Origin of the sequence: Lentzea xinjiangensis, assembly GCF_900110955.1 — a bacterium.
Classification (GTDB): domain Bacteria; phylum Actinomycetota; class Actinomycetes; order Mycobacteriales; family Pseudonocardiaceae; genus Lentzea; species Lentzea xinjiangensis.
Map to the genome: position 1 here is coordinate 203,110 of NZ_FOFR01000010.1, position 21,398 is coordinate 224,507.

Here is a 21,398-nt window from a genome sequence, read left to right on the forward strand (position 1 = left end):
AGACAGCCAGGCTGTCGATGTCAAGGGTGCTTGCTAGACTTCCCCCGTGTCTCGATCCGGCGCCGACCTCGCTCTGCTCCTGCTCGGCGGGTTCCGCAACCTGGCTGACCGCGCCACCGACGAGCTGGCCAGGCGTGGCTACGAGGACGTCCGCACGGTGCACGACTTCGCGCTCACGGCGATCTTGGCGGGCGCCGACAGCGTCTCCGAACTGGGCCGGCGGCTGTTCATCACCAAGCAGTCCGCCGCGAAGATGGTCGCCGTCCTGGAGAAGCGCGGGTTCGTGAGTCGTGAGCCCGACCCGGTCGACCGCCGCCGGATGCGCCTGCTCGTCACCGAACGCGGGCTGGCCATGAGGCGTGAAGGTCAGGAGATCTTCGACAACATGCGCGAGCAGTGGGAGAAGCAGGTCGGCGCCGACACGCTGAACACCGTCGAGGACGCACTGCGCCGGCTGCTGGGCGACAACGTGGGGCGGCTCGACTCCCCAGGCTGGCTCATCAGGGACCTGCCCACCGACTCCTGAGGTGGACGTGCCTGGCCCGGGGATGAGTGCGCTGCCTGTCGGGTGGCCATCGGGCACGGTCTTGTGATGCCGGGACCTGTTGTCTTCGTGGCGAAGCGCCTCACAGGTCGTCGGCGTCCGCTCGTTCCCGCTCGACCGAGATCTCGAATCCCTGTGCGGAAAGCCGGTTGACGAGGTGATGACCCATCGCGACGGACGGTGTGAGCACGCCGCCGCGTGCCGTGAGGCGGTCGGTGGCCAGCGACAACGCGCTTTGACCCAGCATGGTCGAAGTCGCCGCGTAGCCCGGATCGGCCTTCGCCGCGACGGTGGCGGTGTATCGCGCGCCGGTGGAGGTGCGGGTGTGGACGGCGACCCGGAAGTGGCCGTTGCGCTGGAGTTCTTCCGACGGGCCGGAGCCGGGCGGCAGGATCCTGGTCATGACGGGTCGGGCGGATCGCGAGGTGAGGAGGAACTTCATCAGCGACAGGCCGGACTTGACCAAGACGGCCTTGGGGTACGCGACCGGCGACGTGCCGACACCCATGCCTTCGCGGTAGCGGAAGTGCTCGCCGTACCCGCCCGGGGTGAGCGAGTCGCTGCGGCGCACCAGCCTGCTGTTGAAGGGACCGCCGAGGGCGGGGGCGAGCCAGCGGCCGGTCAGGCGGTCTTTGAAGACGGCCCGGGGATCTTCGTCCCATGTAGACGTTTTTCTCGGGGTCGCGGCGAGTGCCCACGGATCCGCGATCGCGTCGCGGAGCGCGGGGTCGGCCTCGAGTGCGGCGGCGAGTGCGTGGTTGGAGTCCAAGTTTCCCGCGCTCATGCCACCCTTGAAGGATTCGAGGATGAGTACCGTGTCGGTCAGGCCGCCCTCGTCGTCGGCGCGCGCCCGGTCGGCGAGCAGGAAGGTCCCGATGTCGGAGGGGATCGCCTCGAAGCCGCATGCGTGGACGATGCGGGCGCCCGTCTCGACGGCGATGTCGTGCAGTTCGGCGATGCTGCGCCTGACGAACGGGACCTCGCCGCTCAGATCGGCGTAGGAGGTGCCCTGCCGGGCGCAGGCGAGGGCAAGCGGCAGGCCGTGGCGTCCGACGGTGGACGCGACCGCGCGGGTGGACGTCGCCAGTTCCTCGACCGCGTCGCCATCGCCGAGGTCCAGCGCGATCACGGGCCGCCGAACGCCGAGCTCGTCCCGCAAGGCCAGGAGTTTGTCCTCGTCCCGTCCCGCGAGCGCGATGTCGGCGCCGGGCGCCGCGGAGGCCAGGTGCTTCGCGGTGAGGCGTCCGACGAACCCGGTCGCCCCGTGCAGGACAACGTCGTGCCTGAGCCGGGAACTCGCCACCGGCTCGGCCGGCGATGCGCCGGGAAGGACTGACTCGTTCACGATGACCGCCTTGCCGGTGACGGGAGGGGAGTGGCCGAGGCGAGCGCCTGCGACCGGTGGAGGTGGGAGCGCCCGCGGCTGGGCGTGGCGGCGTCCGCGAGCGGCGACGAACCACACCGCCACCGCGGTGATGCACGCGGGAACCGAACCCAGCACGAGGTACCACGTGACGGGGTCGGGCAGAGGAGCGATCGCGGTGTCGTTCGCGGTCAGGTGCGTGCCGATCACCGCCGATGCCCACAAGGTTCTGGTGACACCGCCACGGGCGAGTGCACCGGACCACGTCCGGTGCTGAGCGCCCGCGGGGAGACCGCCGAGCGTCGACACCGCGGTGGCGAACACGTAGGCCGTCGTGCTGACACCGGCAGTGAGCCCGACGAGAGCACCTGCCAGGACTGGGCCGACGAGCAGCTCCCACACCTTTCGGGCTCGGCACATCTCCGCGAGGTACGGCTGGGCGCTGAGCAGAGCCCGCAACCCTTTGCTGCGCCGGGAGATGCGAGTGGGAGGCCTGGTGGCGCTCGCAGGGTGTTCGGACCTCGCGGGAACAGCGGTCATGGGGTCTAGCTCCTGGCCTGGTGATCAACGGGATAGAGCCATCGTGTCGAACACCGGCACGTCCATGACAGGTCAAAATGCACCTGTTCAACGCCAGATTGGTGCGTTGTGTGCGCACGTACGGCGTTAGAGTCCGTGCGTGTCTTGGACGTTGCCACAGGCCCGCATCCGAGCTCTCGTTCGTGCGGGAGCGGAAATAGCTCTCGACCAGCGCGAGGAGTGGTTGGACGAGCTCGGCGAGGCGGTCCTGCGAGGACCGAACATGGCGCCGGTCGCGGTCGATCCGGTGCTGGCGGCCTCGGCCAAGCGCACGATCCGGTCCAATCTCGTGCAGTGGGCGGCCTCGAACGTCCGCGATCCGGGAGCCTGGGTGGCCGCCAACCTGGCGGACGAGCTCGTCGACGTGGCCCGCGACCTGGTCCGCCGGGGCCTGAACGAGTCGTCGCTGGACGCCTACCGCGTCGGTCAGAGCATTGCGCTCCAACGGTGGACGGGCATCGCGTTCTCCCTGACCTCGGACCCGGGAGAACTGCGCGAGCTGCTCGACTTCTCGTACCGGTCGATCGCGACGTTCGTCGACGACACGGTCGGCGCCATCTCCGCGCAGATGCAGCGCGAGCGCGCGCATCTGACCAGTGGCACCCATGCCGAACGTCGCGAGGTCGTCGCGTTGCTGCTGGACGGTTCGCCCATCCCCCAACGGCGTGCGGAGGCACGGCTCGGATACCGCTTGGCAGGCGACCACACCGCCGCGATCGTGTGGAGCGACGACCGGTCGTCCGACCTCGCCGAGCTCGACCGGGCGGCGGAAGCTCTGACCGGGGACTCCGGGAACCCCGTCCGCTGACCGTGGTCGCGGACTCGGCGACCCGCTGGCTGTGGCTTCCCCGAGTTCCTGACATCGCCGGGATCGCCTCTGTCATCGCGCCGTCCGTGCGCATCGCCCTGGGGTCCCGCGGGGCCGGGCTCGACGGGTTCAGGCGGAGCCATTGGGAAGCGCTCACCACTCAACGGATGCTCGCCCAGTTCTCCGCGTCGCAGCAGGTCGCCACCCACGACGAGATCGAACTCGTTTCTCTCGTCACGCACGAGCCGGAGCGAGCCGAGCAGTTCGTCAGGCGCAGCCTCGGCGACCTGGAACACGCCTCGGCCGACATCCTCGACGCCGTCCGGACCTACATCGCCGAGGAGTGCAACGCCTCCAGAGCCGCCAGCCGCCTGTTCACCCACCGCAACACCGTGGTTCGCCGATTGGCTCGCGCCGACGAACTCCGCCCGATCCCCTTGGCGGACAACGTCTTGCGGGTCGGAGTGGCGCTGGAGATCATCCGGTGGCATGGACGCGGGTGAGTACACTGCGGTCCACAGGGGGTTTCAGACCCGCATGACCTCCGCACCGTACTTGGGCGAGTGGACGAAGCCGTGCCACCTGGTGGGCTCGAGCTCAGCGTGCACCGGCTGAAGGGTGAAGCGGGACAACACCGCGGCGAGGATGGAAACGCTGCGCTCGATCCCCAGCGCCTCACCGAGGCAACGCCTGATGCCGCCGCCGAAGGGCAGCCACTCGTGTGCGGGCCGCTTGCGACCGACGAACCGGTCGGGCCGGAACTCGCGGGGTGCTTCGTAGATCGACTCGTCGAGGTGCAGGGTCCGCGCGTTGACCGCGATGGTGACGTTCGCGGGAAAGCGGTGGGGGCCGAGCTCGCACTCCGAGTTGGTCACTCGCACCACCGCCAGCTGGTCGGGTGGGCAGAGCCTCAACGACTCCCGCACCGCACCTTCGAGCAGAGTCGTCGAGCCGGCCGCGAGTTCTTCGCGGACGGCCGCGAGCGCCGGCGGAGTGCGCAGGAGGAGGAGCAGCGTCCAGGCCGTTGTCGCCCCGGTCGTGTAGTAGCCGCCGAGGATCACCGCCTTGAGGTAGGAAACGGTGGCCCCGACTGGATCTTCGGGCATCCAGTCCGCCGTCTCGTCCAGCGCCATGCGGATCACACAGCGAGTTGTTCCGTTGTTGCCGCAGTCCTCATGTCGCAGCACTTCGGCATGCAGCAACCGGTCGAGGTCCGCCTCCGCGGAGGTGAACCTCGCCCTGGCGCGGGAGAACCGGCCGGCGATCCGCTCGGCGTTGCTGTCCAGCAGGAGCGGGTGGACGCCGGAGCTCACCCAACTGTGCCCAGCGGCAACCAGCTGGTCGCGCTCCGGGCCGGGGCGCACGTCCAGCCCGTCACCGAGCAGCGCCTCCAGCACGACGACCTCGATGAGATCGCGGAAGGAGAACGGCTCTCGCTCGGGCTTCGCGGAGAGCGCGCGGTCGAGCGAGTCGCGCAGCCGATCTTCGCCGATGCGCGCGGACAGCAGCATCTGCTTGAAGAACGCAAGCTGCTTTCGCCGCGCGGCAACGTGGGCGGCGCCATCGGTGGTGTTGATGGGATGCTGCCCGAGCATGTGCGCCAGGTTGCCGGGGATCGTCCTCATACCGATGGGGCCGCTGTCGCCGTACCGTGTGAACAGATCACGGACGACACGCTGATCGCTGGTCACGATGGTGCGGCCGAACGGGTACCAGCTCATCTCGAACGTCCGGCCGTGACGAGCGGTCATGCGCTCGAAGAACTCGTCAGGCCTGGCGAAGGACCACAGCGTCTGCACCGGTCCCGGCAACCGCACCCTGGGAATCGCCGAGATCTCCACGCCAGGAGGTGCCGGCGTTTCACGCGCGGGAAGAAGTGGACGAGACATTCGACTCTCCGGATTTCGTGGTGACATGGGCAGCAGGGCACGTCTTGGCCATCGTCTTGCTGATGACGAGAAAACGAGGCAGCGCCCTGCGCGTCTCGTCGCATGATCGGGCGAAACGGCCATCAGTTGCGGCGCGTTCACCGGACTCGGACGGGCCGTGGCTATCGTTCCGAGGCCCCGCTGGGCCATGAGCACACGGTGTTCAGGGTGAACCGCTGCCGGCTGCGGCTCGTCCCGCGACCCGGCTGGTGAGCCTCTCCCAGTTCCCGTGCGCGATCTTGTGGCGATCCTCTTCACCGAGGTGCGGATCCTCGAGGAACGCCCGTGCGGCGCCGCCGACCGTGGGGATGTAGGGGTAGTCGGTGGAGAACATGATCCGGTCGATCCCGACGAGGTCAATCGTCCACTTGAGATAGCGCGGCGAGAACATCCCGCTCGGCGTGTAGTGGACGTTCTCCCGCAGGTAGTCCATCACCGAGCGATCGAGTGGTGGTCGCATCGACCGGTCCAGCAGTGCGAGGCGCTCGGCGTAGAACAGCACGACCTCGCCCCAGTGCCCCACGATGATCTGCAGGTCCGGATACCGGTCGAAGACCCGCCCGTAGATCAGGCGCAACAGCTGGACGCCCGTCTCGTAGTGCCAGCCGATGCCGCCCCCGGCGAACATGAAGTCGGCCTCGTCGGTCCCGAGTCCCGCGTAGTAGGCCTGCTTGACGGAGTGCGGAGGCTCAGCCGGGTGGAGGTAGATGGGAGACCGCAGCGCTACCGCCGTCTCCCACAGCTCGTCGAACGCGGGGTGGTCGACGTTGCGGTCGCCGACGCGGCCGAACATGAAGCCGCCGCGGAACCCCATGTCCTCCACACCACGCCGCAACTCGGCCGCGGCGGCCGCGGGGTCCGGCGTGGGCAGGCTGACGAAACCCTGCAGCCGCTCGGGGTGCCGGGCGATCGCAGCCGCGATCCGGTCGTTGGCGTCGTGAGCCAGCCGGACGGCCTCGTCGGCCGGCAACGCCTCGAGCCCGGGCCCTGTCAGCGACAACACCTGCACGTCCACGCCCGCGTCGTCCATGTCGGCCAAGCGCCGCTCGGACAGGTCGGCGAGCTTGTCGAGCAGGTGTTCGCCGCCGAATGCCCGCGAGCGCGCGGTCCACGCCTGGGCCAGAGCCGGGGTGGAGACGTGCTCCTCGAGGCAGATGATCTTCATGCGGGTCCTCATCGATGGGTTTCGTGCGGTGCGGTGGTCGGTTCTCCGTGCACGACACGCTGAATATGAGGCCGGATCGACCGGTTGGGAAATACGCATTCGGCGCGCGGTCATCGCTGTTCGGCGATGTCCCGGAGGTCCGCGTGGTGACCCGGGGTCCGGGCGGCATCGCTGCCCGCCGATCGCCGGGCGGCCGATTCCTATCGCTCAAATGGAATTCGTGGGCGTATCAAGTGATTGATCGGCATAGATTCGTCAACGAAGTCGGACAGGGGAGTGAGGACGACATGGCCGGTGGAAGCTACCCCCACAGCTGGACCCGAGAGGGTTTTCTCGGCGATGCTGTGGTCACGCAGCGGCCGCATCCCATCATCGCGTACACCGAAGTCACCGGAGCGCACGCTCCCCGCCGCATCGACCTCACTGCGATCAAGGCGCTGGACGCGACGGACTCCGCCGAACTGCCCACGGTTTTCGCCCGCTCGCGAAATGAGCTGACGCTCGCGGTGTCGGCGCGAACTGAGCCGACCCCCTTCGTGTGGCGCAACGCCGAGTACGACGAAGTGCACTTCGTCCAGGAGGGCGAGTTCGACTACGTGACCGACTGGGGCACCCTGACGGCGAAGCCCGGTGACTTCGTGTTCCTCCCGCGGGCGGCGTCCTACCGGGTGGTCCCCACCACCACCTCGGCTCTGCGGGTCATCATCGAGACCCCCGAGGCGATCGCGCTGAACCCGCAGGCGGTCCCCGGGATGATCAACCCCGCGCGGTCCGTCAGCCGCCCGGACGCGACGCGCACGTCTGATGCGAGCGGCGAGACGACCCTGCTGATCAGAGCAGCGGACGGGATCACGCGGTTCACCATGCCCGAGGACCCGCTGGCGTTGACGGCGATCGTCTCCGGGCAGGCGCCGGTCTGGAAGGTCAACCTGGCGGAGGTGCAGCCGGTCACCTACCTGCCCCTCGGCGGCCCGCCGTCCCACTTCGCCGAGACCCCGACCAAGGACCTCCTCCTGTACACGATGAGCGCCCGCCCCGGCGGACGCCCGCCCCAGCACCACAACGCCGACTACGACGAGCTGGTGTTCTACTTCCGCGGACCGGGTCCCTACGGAGGACTCACCGAACCGGGGCTCGGGTTCTGGATTCCCAAGGCCGTCGCGCACTGGGGTCCTTCGGAGGACGTCGAAGGCGGTTACCTGGCTTGGTTGCTGGAGAGCGGCGGCACGATCAGGTTGACCCCGGAGGGGCTCGCGGCCAGTGAGCTGATGGAGACCAGCTACTTCCACCCGCTCAGGTCCGGCGGTTCCCCGGAACAGGCCGGCCCGCAGTCGCACCTCTCATGAGCTCCGGAGTCCCCGTCATGCCAGTCGCGATCACCGTCGCACCCACCGGACCTGTCGCCACGACAGCGGACAACCCGTCTCTCCCGACGACGCCGGAGGAGATCGCCGACGCCGTCGCCGAGGCGTACGTGGCCGGTGCGGCCGTGGCCCACATCCACCTGCGCGACGCTCGGCAACGGCCGACCGCCGATCTCGGGATCGGGCGCCGCGTGATGGAGCTGATCGCAGAGCGGAGCCCGATCCTCGTCCAGCTCTCGACCGGAGTCGGTCTCGACGTGCCGTTCGAAGAACGGGCCAGGCTCGTCGAGCTCCGGCCGCGGATGGCCACGCTGAACCCGTGCTCGATGTCGTTCGGCACCAGCCAGTTCCTGAACCCGCCCGACGGCGTGAGGCGGCTCGCCGCGAGCATGCGCGACCTCGGCGTCCTGCCGGAGCTGGAGATCTACGACACGGGTCACCTGGAGGCGTGCCTGCGGCTGCGCGACGAGGGCCTGCTGCCGGAGCGCCTTCAGTTCTCGATCGTCCTCGGCGTGCGCGGCGGGATGGCGGCCACGGCCGACAACCTGCTCATGATGGTGCGCCGGCTGCCCGCGGACGCGATCTGGCAGGTGATCGCGATCGGGCGGAGCAACCTCGAGCTGACGGCGATCGGTCTCGCCCTGGGCGGGAACGCCAGGGCGGGACTGGAGGACACCCTGCACCTGCGTCGTGGTGTCCTCGCCGACGGGAACCTGCCGCTGGTCGAGCGAACCGTCGCCCTGGCCCGCGACCTCGACCTCACGATCGCGGACGCGCGTGAGTTCGCGGCGGAGCTCGGTGTCACCGGTTCACCGGGCGTCGCTTGACGCCGACGGGTGCGGGAGGCGAGGTGACTCGGCCGTGGCGCCCTCGTCGACGAGACGCTGCAGGACGTCGGCGAGCCAGACGCGCAGCTGCGGGCCGGTGGCGGCAGCGATCGCACCCGTGTTCAGCATCCTGCGGGTCACGACGGTTCCGACGATGAAGGACTGGATCGCGTTCGCCGTGTCGACCGCCTGGTGGTCGGAGAAACCCCACGACATCAGCGCCTTGGTCAGCGGTCCGGTCGCTTCCTTCTCGAGGAAGTCGCCCAGTGCCGCCGGGCGGGACGAGGCCGAGCGCAGCAGGGCCAGCAGGGGATCGGCGTCGCCCTCCCGCTCCCAGCGGTCGACGATCCGATCGGCCAGCCGCTGTCCGAGGCTGTCGATGCTGCCCGGCAACGTCGACTCCAGGTTCAGCCGGGTTTCCATCGCGGCGAGGAACAAGCCCTCCTTGCCGCCGAAGTACCGGGTCACCAGGTTCGCCGAGAAGCCGGCAGCCTGGGCGATCTGGCTCACCGTGGTCGCCTCGTACCCGTTGCGCGCGAACAACGCGGCAGCGGCCTTCAGGAGCTGTTCCCGCGTCCCGGCCGCGTTCCGCGGCCGGGACGGCTGCTTGTCCTCCGTGGGTTTCGTGACAGCTCCCGAGATATGTGTATGGCCAGACACAACGGCGTGAGTCTACACATGCCTCCCGTCGGCCGACGCGTGCTCGCGCCCGTGCCGGCGAAGCGATGTGTACAAGCAAACACATAATGTGTATGGTCATACACAAGTTGGTCCGCCCGGTCTCAGCCGAAAGTCGAGGCACGTCGTCATGACCCACAGGAGCTACGCCATCCGCAACGTGAAGGTGTTCGATGGCGAATCAGCCATCGACGCCTCCACGGTGACCGTCTCGGACGGGGTGATCACCGACGTCGGCAACGGTTCCCCGCCGGCGGAGGCGACGGTGGTCGACGGTGCCGGTGGAACGCTGCTGCCGGGCCTCATCGACGCCCACGTCCACCCCGATGACGACGGCCTCGCCCAGGCGGTGCGGTTCGGTGTGACCACCGTCGTGGAGATGGGCGGAGCCCCGCGCAGCCAGGAGGACCGCGCCCGGATCGCCGGTGACGACCGGCTGGCCGACATCAGGTCGGCGGGTCTCCCGCTCACCGCCGTCTGCGGGCACCCGAACGAGCTGTTCGTCCCGATGGAGAAGCTCATCGGACCGGATGGCGGTCATCATCCCGAAGCGGCACCCATGCCCGGCCTCGCGAACCCCGACGAGCTCCCGGCGTTCATCGCCCAGCGAGTGCGGGAAGGTTCCGACTTCATCAAGCTCCTGGCGGAGGAAGGCACGGTGCTGAACGCGCCCGGTCTGCCGGAGCTCGGCGAGGACGTGTTCGCCGCCGCGGTCCGGGAAGCTCATGGCCACGGCAAGCTCGTCGTCGCCCACGCGCTCACCTACGACGCGACGGTGGCGATGCTGCGGGCCGGCGCCGACGGGCTGGCCCACCTCTTCCTCGACCGGGCGCCGACCGACGAGATCGTCGAGGCCATCGCACGGGCCGGCGTGTTCGTCATCCCCTGCCTGGTGCTGAACCGGTCCATCACGGGCACCACCGGCGAGGACCTGGCGGCCGACAGCCGCGTCTCCTCGCGCCTGAGCGAGGAATGGCTGCGAGCGCTGCGCAGCTCCTTCAGCACCTACCCCGAAGGGGACTACCGGTTCTCCCGGCAGACGGTGCAAGCGCTCTACCGCGCCGGCGTGCTGATCATCGCCGGGACCGACGCGGCGCGAGCCGAGGAGAAGCACGGCGGGCTGGCCCAGGGCGCGAGCCTGCACCACGAGCTGCAGCTCCTCGTCGAGGCGGGCCTGTCGAACGTCGAGGCGTTGCGCGCCGCGACGTCCCATCCCGCTCGGGTCTTCGGACTCGAGGACCGCGGTGTGATCCGGCGAGGGGCCAGGGCCGACCTGCTCCTGGTGGACGGTGACCCCACCGGCGTCATCTCCGACACCCTCGCGACGCGTGCCGTCTGGCGGCGAGGGGCGATGACCACGCCGCTGGCGACCGCGTGACGCCGCAACCCCACCACCGGAAGGAAGCACAATGACCACCGCACGCAACGTCGTGATCACCGGGGCGGCCGGCGGCATCAGCTCCGAGATCACCGACCGGTTCCTGCGCAACGGTGACACCGTTCTCGCCAGCGACCTGCACCAGGAGACGCTCGACGAGTGGCGCACCCGCTGGGACTCCGGCGCCCCGAACCCGTCGCTGCACACCTTCCCCGCCGATGTCGCCGACGAGGCGAGCCTGGCCGACCTGGTGGAAGCCGCGCGGGATCGGCTGGGCACCGTCGACGTCCTGATCAACGCCGCCGGGCACTTCCCCCAGACGCCCTTCGAGAAGATCTCGGGTGAGGAGTGGCGCCGGGTCGTCGAGGTCAACCTCAGCGGCACCTTCTACACCGTCCAGGCGCTTCTCCCGCTGATCAAGCGGAGCGAGCGCGGGCGCATCATCAACATCGGGTCCGGCGGGATGTTCTTCGGCGTCCCGAGGCAGGCGCACTACATCGCCTCGAAGGCCGGCGTCATGGGCCTGACCCGCGTCCTGGCCCGTGAGCTGGGCAACGACTACCCGATCACCGTCAACCTCGTCACCCCAGGGCTCGTCGTGACCCCCGCGGCTGCCGCGGTCCTGCCGGAGCCCTTGCTGGCGATGCAGCGCAACATGCGTTCCTTCCACCGCGACGAGGTCCCCGGCGACGTCGTCGGCTCGGTCTTCTTCCTCGCGTCCGACGACGCCGCTTTCATCACCGGCCAGACGCTGAACGTCGATGGCGGCCTCACCATGTGGTGATGGCGGCCGCACTCCCAAACCTGGAGGGGTCATGCCCAAGCTCTTGATCATCATTGGCAGCACGCGGCCGGGCCGGATCGGGTTGCCGGTGGCCACCTGGTTCTCGGAACTGGCGGCCGCGGACGGACGCTTCGACGTCCAGCTCGTCGACCTCGCCGAGCTCGCGCTTCCGTTCCTCGACGAGCCGGACCACCCCGGGCTGCGCAACTACACGACGCCGCACGCGCTCGAATGGAGTTCGATCGTCGACAGCGCCGATGCCGTCGTGCTCGTCACGGCCGAATACAACTTCGGTTACCCGGCCCCGCTGAAGAACGCACTCGACTACCTCTGTCACGAATGGCGGCACAAGCCTCTCGGTTTCGTCTCCTACGGTGGTGTCGCCGCCGGGACGCGAGCCGTCCAGCAGCTCCAGCAGGTGACCAGCGCTCTGCAGATGGTGACGGTCCGCACCTCGGTCCACATCCCGTTCGTCTACACCATGCTGGACGAAAACGGGCAACTGGTGGCCAACGCGCAGATGGACGCGGCGGCGACGTCGATGTTCGCCGAGCTGGAGGCGCTCAACGTGACGCTGGCGCCGGCGCGAGCGGTCAAGTGACTCCCGCGAGCCGCGCTTTCCCTTTCGGCGCTCAACAGCCGGAAGCAGATGACCGCGGCGGAGAGGAACTATTCGGGTGCCGCAGGTTCTGGGACGGCATCATCATGGGCCTCGGTCTCGCGCTGATGGAGGAGACCCGCTTCGACCGCGGAACGCGCGGATCATGAACGCGAGCCTGGCGGAGTACCACGTTCCCGTCCACCTGGACGTCCCGGAGATCGACGTCCTGTGGACCGGCGTCCCCGATCCGCACGCGCCCGCCGGTGCGCGGGGAGCCGGCGAGATCGGCATCACCGGGGTGGGCGCGGCGATCGCCCCCATCACCTTGGACAAGCTGTTGTGAAGCCAGGAACGGAGCTCGAACAGCAATGAGCGACTCACCGCGACCGTCTCGCCGAGGGAACCGCGTCCTGTCCGGGATGATCTGGATGGACGGCCTCGATCCCGCCGAGGGCGGCCACCCCGGCCTTCGGACAGGCGTGGTCGAGGAAGAGGACGGCGTCCGCATCGAGCGTGACGTGCCCGTGGTGCTCCGCGACGGCGTCACGGTCTACGTCGACATCTTCCGCCCGCCCCTCACGACGGACATCCCGGCGATCTTGACGCTGAGCCCTTACGGCAAGCACGCGCCGAAAGGCTTCCACCTGTTCCCTGGCGCCGGTGTGCCCGGCGACGTCATCTCCTCGCACACCGTCTGGGAGGGGCCCGACCCGATGTGGTGGGCCAAGCGCGGGTACGCGGTCGTCAACGCCGACTCCCGCGGCTCGTGGATGTCGGAGGGCGACCTCGTCGTGCTCAGCGAGCAGGAGGGCGAGGACGGCCACGACCTCGTCGAGTGGGTGGCGGAACGGCCGTGGTGCAACGGCAAGGTCGGCATGACGGGCGTCTCGTACCTCGCGGTCGTCCAGTGGCGCGTCGCCGCGACGCGGCCGCCGCACCTCGCGGCCATCAACCCGTGGGAAGGCTGGAGCGACTGCTACCGCGAGTACTTCTTCCACGGCGGCATTCCCGAGACCAAGTTCGTCCGGTTCACCCAGTGGTCCTGCCGGTGCGGGCCGGGGCGGGTCGAGGACCTGCCCGCGATGCACGAAGCCCATCTCCTGCTCGACGACTACAACCTGAGCAAGTCGGTCGCCGACCTCTCCGTCATCGACGTGCCCGCCTACTGCGTGACCGACTGGGGGGACCACGGCCTGCACACGCGGGGGACGATCGAAGCCTGGCGCGAGATCAGCTCCGAGCACCGGTGGCTCGAGGTCCACGGACGCAAGAAGTGGCAGTACTACTACCGCCCGGAGAGCTTGCGCCGCCAACTGGCGTTCTTCGACCACTTCCTCAAGGCCGCGGGCGACGAGGTCGGCACTTGGCCACCCGTGCGCATCGAGGTCCGCGAGCGCTACTACGAGGGAGTCGAGCGGGCCGAGAACGAATGGCCCCTGGCCCGCACCAGCTACCGCCGCTACGCACTGGACGCCCGCGAGGGCCGTCTCGTTCCCGGGGCGGCGCCGGTGGAAGCGGTGACCGACTACGACCCGGACGCCCCGGACGGACGAGCGGTGTTCGACCTCCGGTTCGACACCCGCACCGAGATCACCGGCCACGCGAAGCTGCGACTGTGGGTCGAGACCGACGAGGGTGACGACATGGACCTCTTCGTCGCCCTGCAGAAGCTCGACCGCGCCGGTCGCCAGGTGCACTTCCCGTACTGGTCCATGATGGACGATGGTCAGGTCGCACTGGGGTGGTTGCGCGCGAGCCACCGCGAGCTCGACGAGGAACGGTCCACCCCGTGGCAGCCACGGCTTCGCCACGAACGGCTGCTGCCGTTGCGGCCGGGGGAGCGCGAACCCGTCGAGATCGAGATCTGGCCGTCGTCGACGCTGTTCGAGGCAGGGGAGACGGTGCGGCTCGTCGTCCAGGGCCGGGACGTCCACCGGTACGACATCGGGCCGGCGCAGGCGCACGAGCAGTCGGTCAACCGCGGCCGGCATCGCGTTCACACCGGCGGCACCGCCGACAGTCACCTGCTCCTGCCCGTCGTCCCCGGATGACCGCTACCCCAGCCGGGCGTCGTCGTGCGCGTCGAGCACCTTCCGGAGCAGCCGGACGAGCTGGGCCAGTTCGTCCGGTGAGAGGACGTCGAACAAGGAGGACCCGGCGGCCCGTGCGGCCTCGGTGATCCGCCGTTCGGCTTCGACGCTCTTGGCGGTGGCCGAGATCAGGACGCGCCTGCGGTCGTGCGCCTCGCGGCTGCGGGTGACGAAGCCGTCGCGTTCGAGGCGGTCGACGAAACCGACGACCTGGCTGCGGTCCACGTCGAGGCGGTCGGCGATCTCGTGCGAGGCCATCGGGCCGAAGTCGCGGAGGGCGACGAGGACGGCGTGCTGGTTGAGGCTCAGGCCGTGCTCGGCGAGGCTGCGCGTCAGGGTCCGCGTGGTGGCGCGCGCGACGTTCCCGGCCAGGTAGGAGGGGATGCCCAGGAGGGTCGGCGGGCGTACCGAGCCGGGGTTCACGTCCTCGGTCACGACGGGCGCCGTCCGGCCAGATGGGCACGGGTTCGTTCGACCAGCTGGGCGGGAAGGGACGGCAGCCGCCGATCGGCGCGGACGATGCTGACCACCGGCAGCGTGAGGCGGGCGTCGGTCACCGGGATCTCGCGCAAGGTCCCGGCCGCGAGCTCGTCCTGCACGCAGCACCGGAAGAGCAGGCACGCGGCGGTGCCGCTGCGGAGCACGCGTTTCATCGCCTCGGGGTGCCCCAGTTCCATCGCCACGTTCCGCGGGACGGTGCCGAACCCGGCCAGGAGGCCGTCGACGGCCTTGCGCGCCCGGCTCCCGGCCGGCGCGGTGACGAGGGGGAGCGCGGCGACGTCGGCCAGCGGCAACTGGCCGACGCCCGGAAACCCGTTGGCTGCCACCACGAGCGCGATCTCCTCCCGGCCGATCTCCTCGCACCGCAGATGAGGGTGCCCGTACTCCTCCTCCGCGATGACGATGCCCATGCCGCACTCACCGGACGCGACGGCGGCGAAGGCCGAGTCGGTGTCGGTGACGCTCATCGTGATGACCGCGCCGGGCCGGTCCTGGCCCATTTCGGCCAGGACCGCCGGCAGGAGGTAGCTGCCGGTCGTCATGCTGGCGGCCAGCACGAGCCGCTCGTTCTCGGCCGACGTCAGGTCTTCGAGGTGCCGCATGAGCTCTCGCGTCTCGGAGAGGGTCTCGCGCGCCCACCGGTACACCCGTTCGCCGGCCGCGGTCAGCTTCATCTTCTGACCGTCCCGGTAGAGCACCTGAACCCCGAGCCGCTCCTGCAGGGAACGCAGGTGCCCGGAGACCACCGACTGGGCGACCCAGAGGTGCTCGGCGGCCTTGGAGACCCCGTCCAGCTCGACGACGGAGCAGAACACCTCGAGCTTCTGCAGCGTGATGCGGTTGTCGTAGCGCAGGGGGGACCGGGCCTGCTCGGGTTCTCGTGTTCGCACAGTCATGTGGCATCCTCAATCATTGAGGGTATCAATGATTACATGCTCCGCTGTGACCTGCAAACACGAAGCCCGGCTACGGGTTCGCCGGTGCGGAGGTGCGCTCCGCGACGCGGCTCAACGTCTTGGGCGGGACCGGACCGCTCCTGGCTCCCCTGGTCGGGCACGGCGTGGCTCCAGCGGTGGACACCTGCGCGGTGAGGCGGCCGATGCCGGTGACCTCCAGGTCGATCCGGTCGCCGTCGAACACCTCCCCGACGCCCTCGGGGGTGCCCGTGGTGATGATGTCCCCCGGCAGGAGAGTCATCACCGAGGACGCGTAGGCGATCAGGCGGGGCAGCCCCCAGAGGAGATCGCTGAGATCGGCGCGCTGCCGGAGCACCCCGTTGACCCAGAGGTGGATCTGCAGCTCGTCGATCGGCGGGAGCTCGTCCGGTGTGACGATCGTGGGGCCGATCGGGGTGAACGTGTCGAACGACTTGCGCACGGACCGGTCCTCGCCGCCCCGCATCGTCATGTCCAGCAGGCACGTGTAGCCGAAGACGGCGTCGAGGGCCTCGGCCTCGGTCAGGTTCCGCGACACCCGGCCGATGACGGCGGCGAACTCGCCCTCCTGGTCGAACCTGCGGTCGTCGTAGGGCAGGCGGACCGTGCCGCCGTCGCCCAGCACGGAGCTGGGGGCCTTCAGGAAGACACCCAGCGAGTCGATGTGGGCGGCCTCGTTCATCTCCGCCTGGTGCGCCCGGTAGTTCACCGGTGCCGCGACGATCTTGGAGGGGTCCGGCACGACGGGCAGCGGCCGGACGTCGGCTCCGGCGACGACGGGCGCGCGGGCGAGCAGCGCGCCGAAGTCGCTCGTGGCGGCCGCGGTGATCAGCCTGCGCATCGGGCTGGTGTCCCCCGGTGGCAGGAAATCGGTCAGATCGCGCACATCCGCGGCGTCGGCGGCACCGACCCGCGGCCGGTTCGCGGCGTCGAGAAAAGACAGGTAGCGCATGGTCGCTCTCCGAACGTCAGGTCCTGGGGGTGGCGTCGATCCGCTCGGCGGCGTCCGGCGCCGAGCCGGCGGTCGCCTCCGGTGCGGGCGCGTAGAGCCAGTCGAGCTCGTCGTAGTCGTCCGCGGGGCGCCGGGCCAACAGCCTGTCGCGCAGCGCCAGCACGGTGGGATCGTCCGTGTGCCACAGCTCGCCCCAAGGCCGTGCGCTGGTCTGGCACCGCGCCGTCCGGGGAATGCGGACCTGCTCGAACTCCCGGTAAGCCCGGCGCAGGTCCACCACGCCGCCGTGGGTGTGGAGCCGGAAGCGGTGGCCGAGCTCGACGGCGTCCTCCAAGGCCTGGCAGGCACCCTGGCCGAGGTACTGCAACATCGGGTGAGCGGCGTCGCCGGTCAGCACCAGCGGGCCGTTGACCCAGGTCGTCGCGGGCTCGCGGTCGAACATCGCCCAATGCCGCGCGCGGCCGATCCGGGCCACCGCTTCGCGCACCGGCCGGCATGCGTCCTCGAAGGCCTCGTCGAGCTCGTCGTGGCCTCCCCACGTCCCCGGCTCCAGCCCGGGCCGGTACCGGCGACTGCGGAAGACCGCCACCTGGTTGTACAGCTCGCCGCGGCGGACCGGGTACTGCATGAGGTGCATCCCGGGGCCGACCCACAGCAGGACCGACGTGTCGTCGGCGGACCGGCCGGCTCGCTCCCGGGTGACGGTGCCGCGGTAGGCGACGTACCCGTTGCAGATGGTGTCGTCGTCGACGACGTGCCGGCGCAGTGCGGAATGCAGTCCGTCCGCGGCGATCACGGCCGCGGTCTCGTAGCGCGTGCCGTCGGTGCACACCACCGTCGCGCCGTCGGCGCGCAGGTCGACATCGGCGACCGTGCGGTTGTTCTCGAGCGTGATCAGGGGGTGTCTGCGGCAGTGCTCGACCAGCTTCTCGAGCAGGTCGTGCCGGTGCAGGACGAGGTAGGGATAGCCGTAGCGCCGGACGAACGCGGGTCCGAAGTCGAGCGTGGTCAGGCGCCGCCCGGTGCGTGCGTCCACCATCACCGCCCGCGCCGGTGCGACGGCGAGCGGCAAAATGTCCTCCAGGACCCCGAGGGCGTCGAGGGCGCGGCTGGCGTTGGGGCCGAACTGCAGGCCGGCCCCGATCTCGGCGAACTCGGGCGCCCGCTCGACGAGGTGAACGCGCTGACCGCTCCGGGCGAGGGAGAGCGCGGTGGCCAAGCCGCCGATGCCGCCGCCGACCACGAGTGCGGGGATGTCGCGGTGGCCGGTCACTCGCCCGCACCGGTCAGCTGTGCGGTCACTCCGCCGTTCCCGCCGGTGGTGAGGTTCTGCGTGCGCATCAGGCCGAGGGCCTCGAGCACGGGTGCGTCGCTGGTGCTGAAGACGTCGATCTCGGTGCCGGCGTGCACCGCCCACGGTGTCCAGGACGGAACGGCGAAGATGTCACCGGGCTCGGCGGCGAACCGCCGCGCCCCGATCCGGATCTCACCGGAGCCGTGCAGCACGCACAGCACGCGTCCGCCGGTCTGCCTGAGGGTGTCGGTCGCCATTCCCGCCGGGACACGGCTGATCTCGCACCGCATCGTCGGCATGACGTCGCCGCCGCGGACGGGATCGCTGTACCGGAGGGTGGCGTACCGCGACCCGGTGACGTCGAGCAGTGCGGCCAACGCGCGATCGGTGTCCGCCCAGCGGTAGGCGAGCAGCGGTGATCGGTGTTCGGGCAGGGCGGGGCCGTCCACGGGAACGAGCCCCGGACCCCCGCCGAACCACCTCTCGGAGGCCGAACGGGAGCCGGTCCGGCCGTCCTGCCCGTCCGGACCCTCCTCGAAGAACACGGCGTCCAGGGCGGAGACGATCGGGAGGTCGAGGACGTCCAGCCAGATCATCGGCCGGTCGCCGGGGTTGTGGTGCTCGTGGAAGGTCCAGCTCGGCGTCAGGATCAGGTCCCCGGCACCCATGTGCAGGGGGTCCCCGTCGACGACGGTCCAGACCCCCTCGCCCTCGACGACGAACCGCAGGGCTGAAGGCGTGTGCCGGTGAGCGGGCGCGACCTCGTTCCCCCGCAGGTGCTGAACGGCCGCCCACAGCGTCGGCACCGCGTAGGGCGCGCCGCCGAGCCCGGGGTTGCAGCAGGCGAGCACCCGGCGGTCGCCCCCGCGGTCGACGGGCACCAGATCACCGGCGCGCCGGCCCAGCTCGCGAAGCTCCCGGCCCGGCCACCGGAAGGGGATCGCCCGGGTCCGCGGTTCCTCGGTGAGCAGGCCGGACAGCTCCCACAACGGCTGCAACGACTGTTCGGCGAGCTGTGCGTACAGCCCGTCGAGCTCGTGATCGGCCGCACTGAACTGCCGTGTGGTCATCTTCCCTCCGCGCCATATAGTCCGTACACGTACTAATTTAAGGTCACTGTAGGTTGGCGTGTGAAGCATGACAAGGGAGGGCACAGCAGGGAGATCGAAGAGCGAGATCATCCGTATGCGGAACGAACTCGGCCGGTTGGCCCGTCAGGCTCCCGGCGGAACGTCGTCGTCGAAGGCGAGCGTCTTCAGCCCGTCGAGGAACGCGGCGCGTTCCGCGCTCGACCGGAGCGGTCGCAACAGGCGTTCCTGGACGCGCCGAACCGCGGGCGTGAACTCCGGCAGATCGTCGCGGACCAGGTCCGTGAGGCTGAGGAGGCGACGCCGTGCGTCCGCCGGGTCACGGGTGCGGGCGATCCAGCCTCGCTTCGCCAGCCGCGCGACGATGTCCGTCATGCTCGACTTGTCGAGCGACGCCAGCTCGCCGACGGTGCTCTGGTCGGCACCCTCCGGGCGGGCACCCAGCACGCTGAGCACCGCGTACTGGGGTGCTGTCAGCGCTCGGCCGACCTCCTCGCCCCACGCCGCCGTGTGCCTCTGCTGAGCGCGCCGGATGAGGTGCCCCGGCGTGCTTCCGAGAAGCAGGACCTCCTCCTCCGTCGACCCGGCGACCGGAGGCGCTCCGTCATAGGCGACCAGTTGCAGCGCCGCGAGAAACGCGGGGACGGCCTGCGGCGCGAGCGGCGCGAGCAGGCGCTCCTGGACGAGCCCGGCGCGCCGGGTGACTTCGCCGAGCGCTGTGCGGGCAACAGGAGTGAGGCGCAGCGACTTGCGGCGCCCGTCAGCGGGGTCCTTGGTGAACCGGAGCCAGCTCAGCTCTTCGAGCCGGGCGACGATGTCCGCCGTGCTGGACTTGTCCAGCGACGCGCGCCGGCCGACCTCTCGCTGATCCAGTCCGCCATCACCGCCGATGGCGCTGATCACCGCGTACTGCGGGCCCGTGATGGTGCCGTCGAACTCGCGGCTCCAGAGCTGGGTGTGGCGCTGCTGCACGCGGCGGATCAGATGGCCGGGCGTCTCCTCGAGGGCGAGGAGCAGGGTGCGGCCTCCTGTCGCCGCGAGATCCGGCACTGGAGCCACCCTCCGTTCGCCCGGCTGCTTGTGCGAAGCGGCCGCCTCCGCGTGCGGACGATAACACCGTCATGGCGATCCATCGTGTGCATGCCGTCTGTCGGGTCGGTCGCCGGGCTGTGAAACCGTGAGCCGCAGGTAGGACATCACTCCGCGGGCTCACCCTGATCCGGTTGCTCGGTTCCCGGTGCTCCGTTCGACCAGCCGGAAAGTATCGCGCGAAACGCCTGCTCGGCGAGCTTCCTGGCCCGCTCGTTGCCGACGGTGCCGAGGTGGCCGAGCGAGGCGATTCCGTACAGCGTCCCCCACACGATCTCGCAGGCCTCGTCGAAGTCGGTCAGCACCACATCGTGCTCGCTCGCCCAAGAGGCGAGTTGTTCTCTGAGGACTTCGGTGCCCGGTTCCGCCGCACGCCGGCGTTCGTCCGCATTCACCGTGGCGTCGTTCATGACCTGGAAGAGGTACGGGTGCTCACCGGCGAACCGGACGTACTCGGACGCCAGCCGCAGCATGCGCCGGTCGATGTCGGGCTCCCCGGAGGCGAGCCGGATGTCGTTCAGCAGAAGCTGGTAACCGCGCGTGACCAGCTCCAGCACGAGTTCGTCCTTGCCGGCGAAGTACTGGTAGACGATGGGTGCGGTGTACTCGATCTCAGTCGCGATGCGCCTGATGGTCAGAGCCGCCACCCCCTCGGACTCGAGGACGTGCAGCGCGGTTTCGATGATCCGTTCACGGGTGCGCGCTCGTTCGAGGGCCCGCCTCGTGCTCGTCGCCATGGTCGTCGCTCGCTTTCAGTGGAGTGCTCGCACCCTAGACGCCACCTTGACAAGGGTGTGAAACCATGCATAGTCTAACGACGTTAGAAGATCTAACGACGTTAGAAAATGAGGCGTGAGCAATGATCTACCACATCAACCGAGCCACCCTGAAGGCCACGGCGACGCCCGAGCAGATCGAGGTGGCGCTGGAGTCCTGGCGCAACCAGGGCCGGTCGAACCCCGCCGTCAAGTCGTTCGTGGTGGGCCGCGACCACGGAGGCGACTTCGAGTACAGCGCGGTGTTCGCCGTGGAGGACCTCGACGGGCTCTTCGCGTACCTGACGCATCCGTCGACTTACGAGTCCGACCGCATCGGGCTGCACCTGGCCGAGCGGCTCGACATCTTCGACATCAGCGATGACGACGACCCCGAGCTGAGCTCCAAGATCCAGGAGCTGCATCGGCGCCGCAACGAGCACAACCCCGAGGTCGCCGCGATGATCGCCGAAGTGCCGACCTTCGTCGGCGCGGGCCTGGAGGACTGACCGGCTCACCCCGGACGGTCGGCGATCGAGGCGTCGTGAACGCCCAGGAGCGTTCACGACGCCGAACGCGGTTCGACGAAACCGCGGGCTGCCCGATCGAAGTCCACTGAGGACTCTTGCGCGTCACGCGCGACGATCGCGCTTCACGAGGTCCTGCTCCCGCATC

The 21,398-nt window shown here is 69.7% G+C and carries 22 protein-coding genes; 11 read left to right on the forward strand and 11 right to left on the reverse strand.

The window, feature by feature from the left end:
- The first annotated feature begins 46 nt into the window (after window positions 1-46).
- Entirely contained in the window at window positions 47-526 is a 480-nt protein-coding gene (locus BMW88_RS22355; RefSeq protein ID WP_089953545.1) for a MarR family winged helix-turn-helix transcriptional regulator, read from the forward strand.
- Between the two features lie 100 nt (window positions 527-626).
- On the opposite strand, the gene BMW88_RS22360 is transcribed toward BMW88_RS22355, so the two are convergent.
- Window positions 627-2,327 carry a saccharopine dehydrogenase family protein gene (locus BMW88_RS22360; protein WP_089953546.1) on the reverse strand — a complete coding sequence of 567 codons (1,701 nt, stop codon included), beginning with the start codon at window positions 2,325-2,327 and terminating at the stop codon, window positions 627-629.
- A gap of 259 nt (window positions 2,328-2,586) precedes the next feature.
- Here BMW88_RS22360 and BMW88_RS43420 point away from each other — a divergent pair, with 259 nt between their 5' ends.
- Together BMW88_RS43420 and BMW88_RS43425 are read left to right on the forward strand one after the other, a co-directional pair.
- On the forward strand, window positions 2,587-3,294 hold the full coding sequence (locus BMW88_RS43420; protein WP_245777974.1) for a hypothetical protein: 708 nt from the start codon (window positions 2,587-2,589) through the stop codon (window positions 3,292-3,294).
- 86 nt (window positions 3,295-3,380) lie between these two features.
- On the forward strand, window positions 3,381-3,797 hold the full coding sequence (locus BMW88_RS43425) for a PucR family transcriptional regulator (RefSeq protein WP_245777975.1): 417 nt from the start codon (window positions 3,381-3,383) through the stop codon (window positions 3,795-3,797).
- A gap of 24 nt (window positions 3,798-3,821) precedes the next feature.
- Here BMW88_RS43425 and BMW88_RS22370 read toward each other — a convergent pair whose 3' ends face one another.
- Window positions 3,822-5,135 carry a cytochrome P450 gene (locus BMW88_RS22370; RefSeq protein ID WP_177221235.1) on the reverse strand — a complete coding sequence of 438 codons (1,314 nt, stop codon included), beginning with the start codon at window positions 5,133-5,135 and terminating at the stop codon, window positions 3,822-3,824.
- Window positions 5,136-5,385: 250 nt separating this feature from the next.
- Window positions 5,386-6,387 (reverse strand): amidohydrolase family protein, encoded by a 1,002-nt coding sequence (locus tag BMW88_RS22375; protein ID WP_089953549.1) that lies wholly within the window; start codon window positions 6,385-6,387, stop codon window positions 5,386-5,388.
- Between the two features lie 344 nt (window positions 6,388-6,731).
- Between BMW88_RS22375 and BMW88_RS22380 the strand changes: the two genes are divergently transcribed.
- Together BMW88_RS22380 and BMW88_RS22385 are read left to right on the forward strand one after the other, a co-directional pair.
- Window positions 6,732-7,733, forward strand: coding sequence for a hypothetical protein (locus BMW88_RS22380; RefSeq protein WP_089953551.1), 1,002 nt, complete (start codon window positions 6,732-6,734; stop codon window positions 7,731-7,733).
- Window positions 7,734-7,750: 17 nt separating this feature from the next.
- Window positions 7,751-8,578 carry a beta-keto acid cleavage family enzyme gene (locus BMW88_RS22385; RefSeq protein ID WP_089953552.1) on the forward strand — a complete coding sequence of 276 codons (828 nt, stop codon included), beginning with the start codon at window positions 7,751-7,753 and terminating at the stop codon, window positions 8,576-8,578.
- Here BMW88_RS22385 and BMW88_RS22390 read toward each other — a convergent pair.
- A complete protein-coding gene (locus tag BMW88_RS22390) occupies window positions 8,561-9,238 on the reverse strand; it encodes a TetR/AcrR family transcriptional regulator (protein ID WP_089953554.1) in 678 nt (225 codons plus the stop codon). The genes BMW88_RS22385 and BMW88_RS22390 overlap by 18 nt on opposite strands.
- A gap of 148 nt (window positions 9,239-9,386) precedes the next feature.
- On the opposite strand from BMW88_RS22390, the gene BMW88_RS22395 reads away from it, so the two are divergent.
- The 5 genes from BMW88_RS22395 (at window position 9,387) to BMW88_RS22415 (ending at window position 14,070) form a co-directional block, all read left to right on the forward strand.
- Window positions 9,387-10,634, forward strand: coding sequence for an amidohydrolase family protein (locus tag BMW88_RS22395; protein ID WP_089953556.1), 1,248 nt, complete (start codon window positions 9,387-9,389; stop codon window positions 10,632-10,634).
- A gap of 31 nt (window positions 10,635-10,665) precedes the next feature.
- Complete coding sequence (locus BMW88_RS22400; protein ID WP_089953557.1) at window positions 10,666-11,418, forward strand: SDR family NAD(P)-dependent oxidoreductase; 753 nt, start codon at window positions 10,666-10,668, stop codon at window positions 11,416-11,418.
- Between the two features lie 31 nt (window positions 11,419-11,449).
- Window positions 11,450-12,019 (forward strand): NADPH-dependent FMN reductase, encoded by a 570-nt coding sequence (locus BMW88_RS22405; RefSeq protein WP_089953559.1) that lies wholly within the window; start codon window positions 11,450-11,452, stop codon window positions 12,017-12,019.
- Window positions 12,020-12,182: 163 nt separating this feature from the next.
- Window positions 12,183-12,362, forward strand: a complete 180-nt coding sequence (locus BMW88_RS22410) for a hypothetical protein (protein WP_218148168.1) — start codon at window positions 12,183-12,185, stop codon at window positions 12,360-12,362.
- A 76-nt stretch (window positions 12,363-12,438) separates the two neighbouring features.
- A complete protein-coding gene (locus BMW88_RS22415; protein WP_177221236.1) occupies window positions 12,439-14,070 on the forward strand; it encodes a CocE/NonD family hydrolase in 1,632 nt (543 codons plus the stop codon).
- Window positions 14,071-14,073: 3 nt separating this feature from the next.
- On the opposite strand, the gene BMW88_RS22420 is transcribed toward BMW88_RS22415, so the two are convergent.
- The 7 genes from BMW88_RS22420 to BMW88_RS22450 all read right to left on the reverse strand — a co-directional run bounded on the left by BMW88_RS22420 (window position 14,074) and on the right by BMW88_RS22450 (window position 20,705).
- Window positions 14,074-14,544, reverse strand: coding sequence for a MarR family winged helix-turn-helix transcriptional regulator (locus tag BMW88_RS22420; protein WP_245777976.1), 471 nt, complete (start codon window positions 14,542-14,544; stop codon window positions 14,074-14,076).
- On the reverse strand, window positions 14,541-15,506 hold the full coding sequence (locus BMW88_RS22425) for a LysR family transcriptional regulator (RefSeq protein ID WP_089953561.1): 966 nt from the start codon (window positions 15,504-15,506) through the stop codon (window positions 14,541-14,543). The genes BMW88_RS22420 and BMW88_RS22425 overlap by 4 nt, the downstream gene beginning before the upstream one ends.
- A gap of 70 nt (window positions 15,507-15,576) precedes the next feature.
- The gene (locus BMW88_RS22430) at window positions 15,577-16,497 is read right to left on the reverse strand and encodes a fumarylacetoacetate hydrolase family protein (RefSeq protein ID WP_089953562.1); all 921 of its coding nucleotides are present in this window, start codon (window positions 16,495-16,497) and stop codon (window positions 15,577-15,579) included.
- 16 nt (window positions 16,498-16,513) lie between these two features.
- Window positions 16,514-17,770, reverse strand: coding sequence for an FAD-dependent monooxygenase (locus BMW88_RS22435; protein ID WP_089953564.1), 1,257 nt, complete (start codon window positions 17,768-17,770; stop codon window positions 16,514-16,516).
- The gene (locus tag BMW88_RS22440) at window positions 17,767-18,861 is read right to left on the reverse strand and encodes a cupin domain-containing protein (RefSeq protein WP_089953565.1); all 1,095 of its coding nucleotides are present in this window, start codon (window positions 18,859-18,861) and stop codon (window positions 17,767-17,769) included. The genes BMW88_RS22435 and BMW88_RS22440 overlap by 4 nt, the downstream gene beginning before the upstream one ends.
- Before the next feature lie 144 nt (window positions 18,862-19,005).
- Window positions 19,006-19,929: a MarR family winged helix-turn-helix transcriptional regulator gene (locus tag BMW88_RS22445; protein ID WP_177221237.1), complete on the reverse strand. Its 924-nt coding sequence runs from the start codon at window positions 19,927-19,929 to the stop codon at window positions 19,006-19,008.
- A gap of 146 nt (window positions 19,930-20,075) precedes the next feature.
- A complete protein-coding gene (locus BMW88_RS22450; protein WP_089953569.1) occupies window positions 20,076-20,705 on the reverse strand; it encodes a TetR/AcrR family transcriptional regulator in 630 nt (209 codons plus the stop codon).
- A gap of 122 nt (window positions 20,706-20,827) precedes the next feature.
- On the opposite strand from BMW88_RS22450, the gene BMW88_RS22455 reads away from it, so the two are divergent.
- Window positions 20,828-21,232 carry a Dabb family protein gene (locus tag BMW88_RS22455; protein WP_089953570.1) on the forward strand — a complete coding sequence of 135 codons (405 nt, stop codon included), beginning with the start codon at window positions 20,828-20,830 and terminating at the stop codon, window positions 21,230-21,232.
- The last annotated feature ends 166 nt before the right edge of the window (window positions 21,233-21,398 follow it).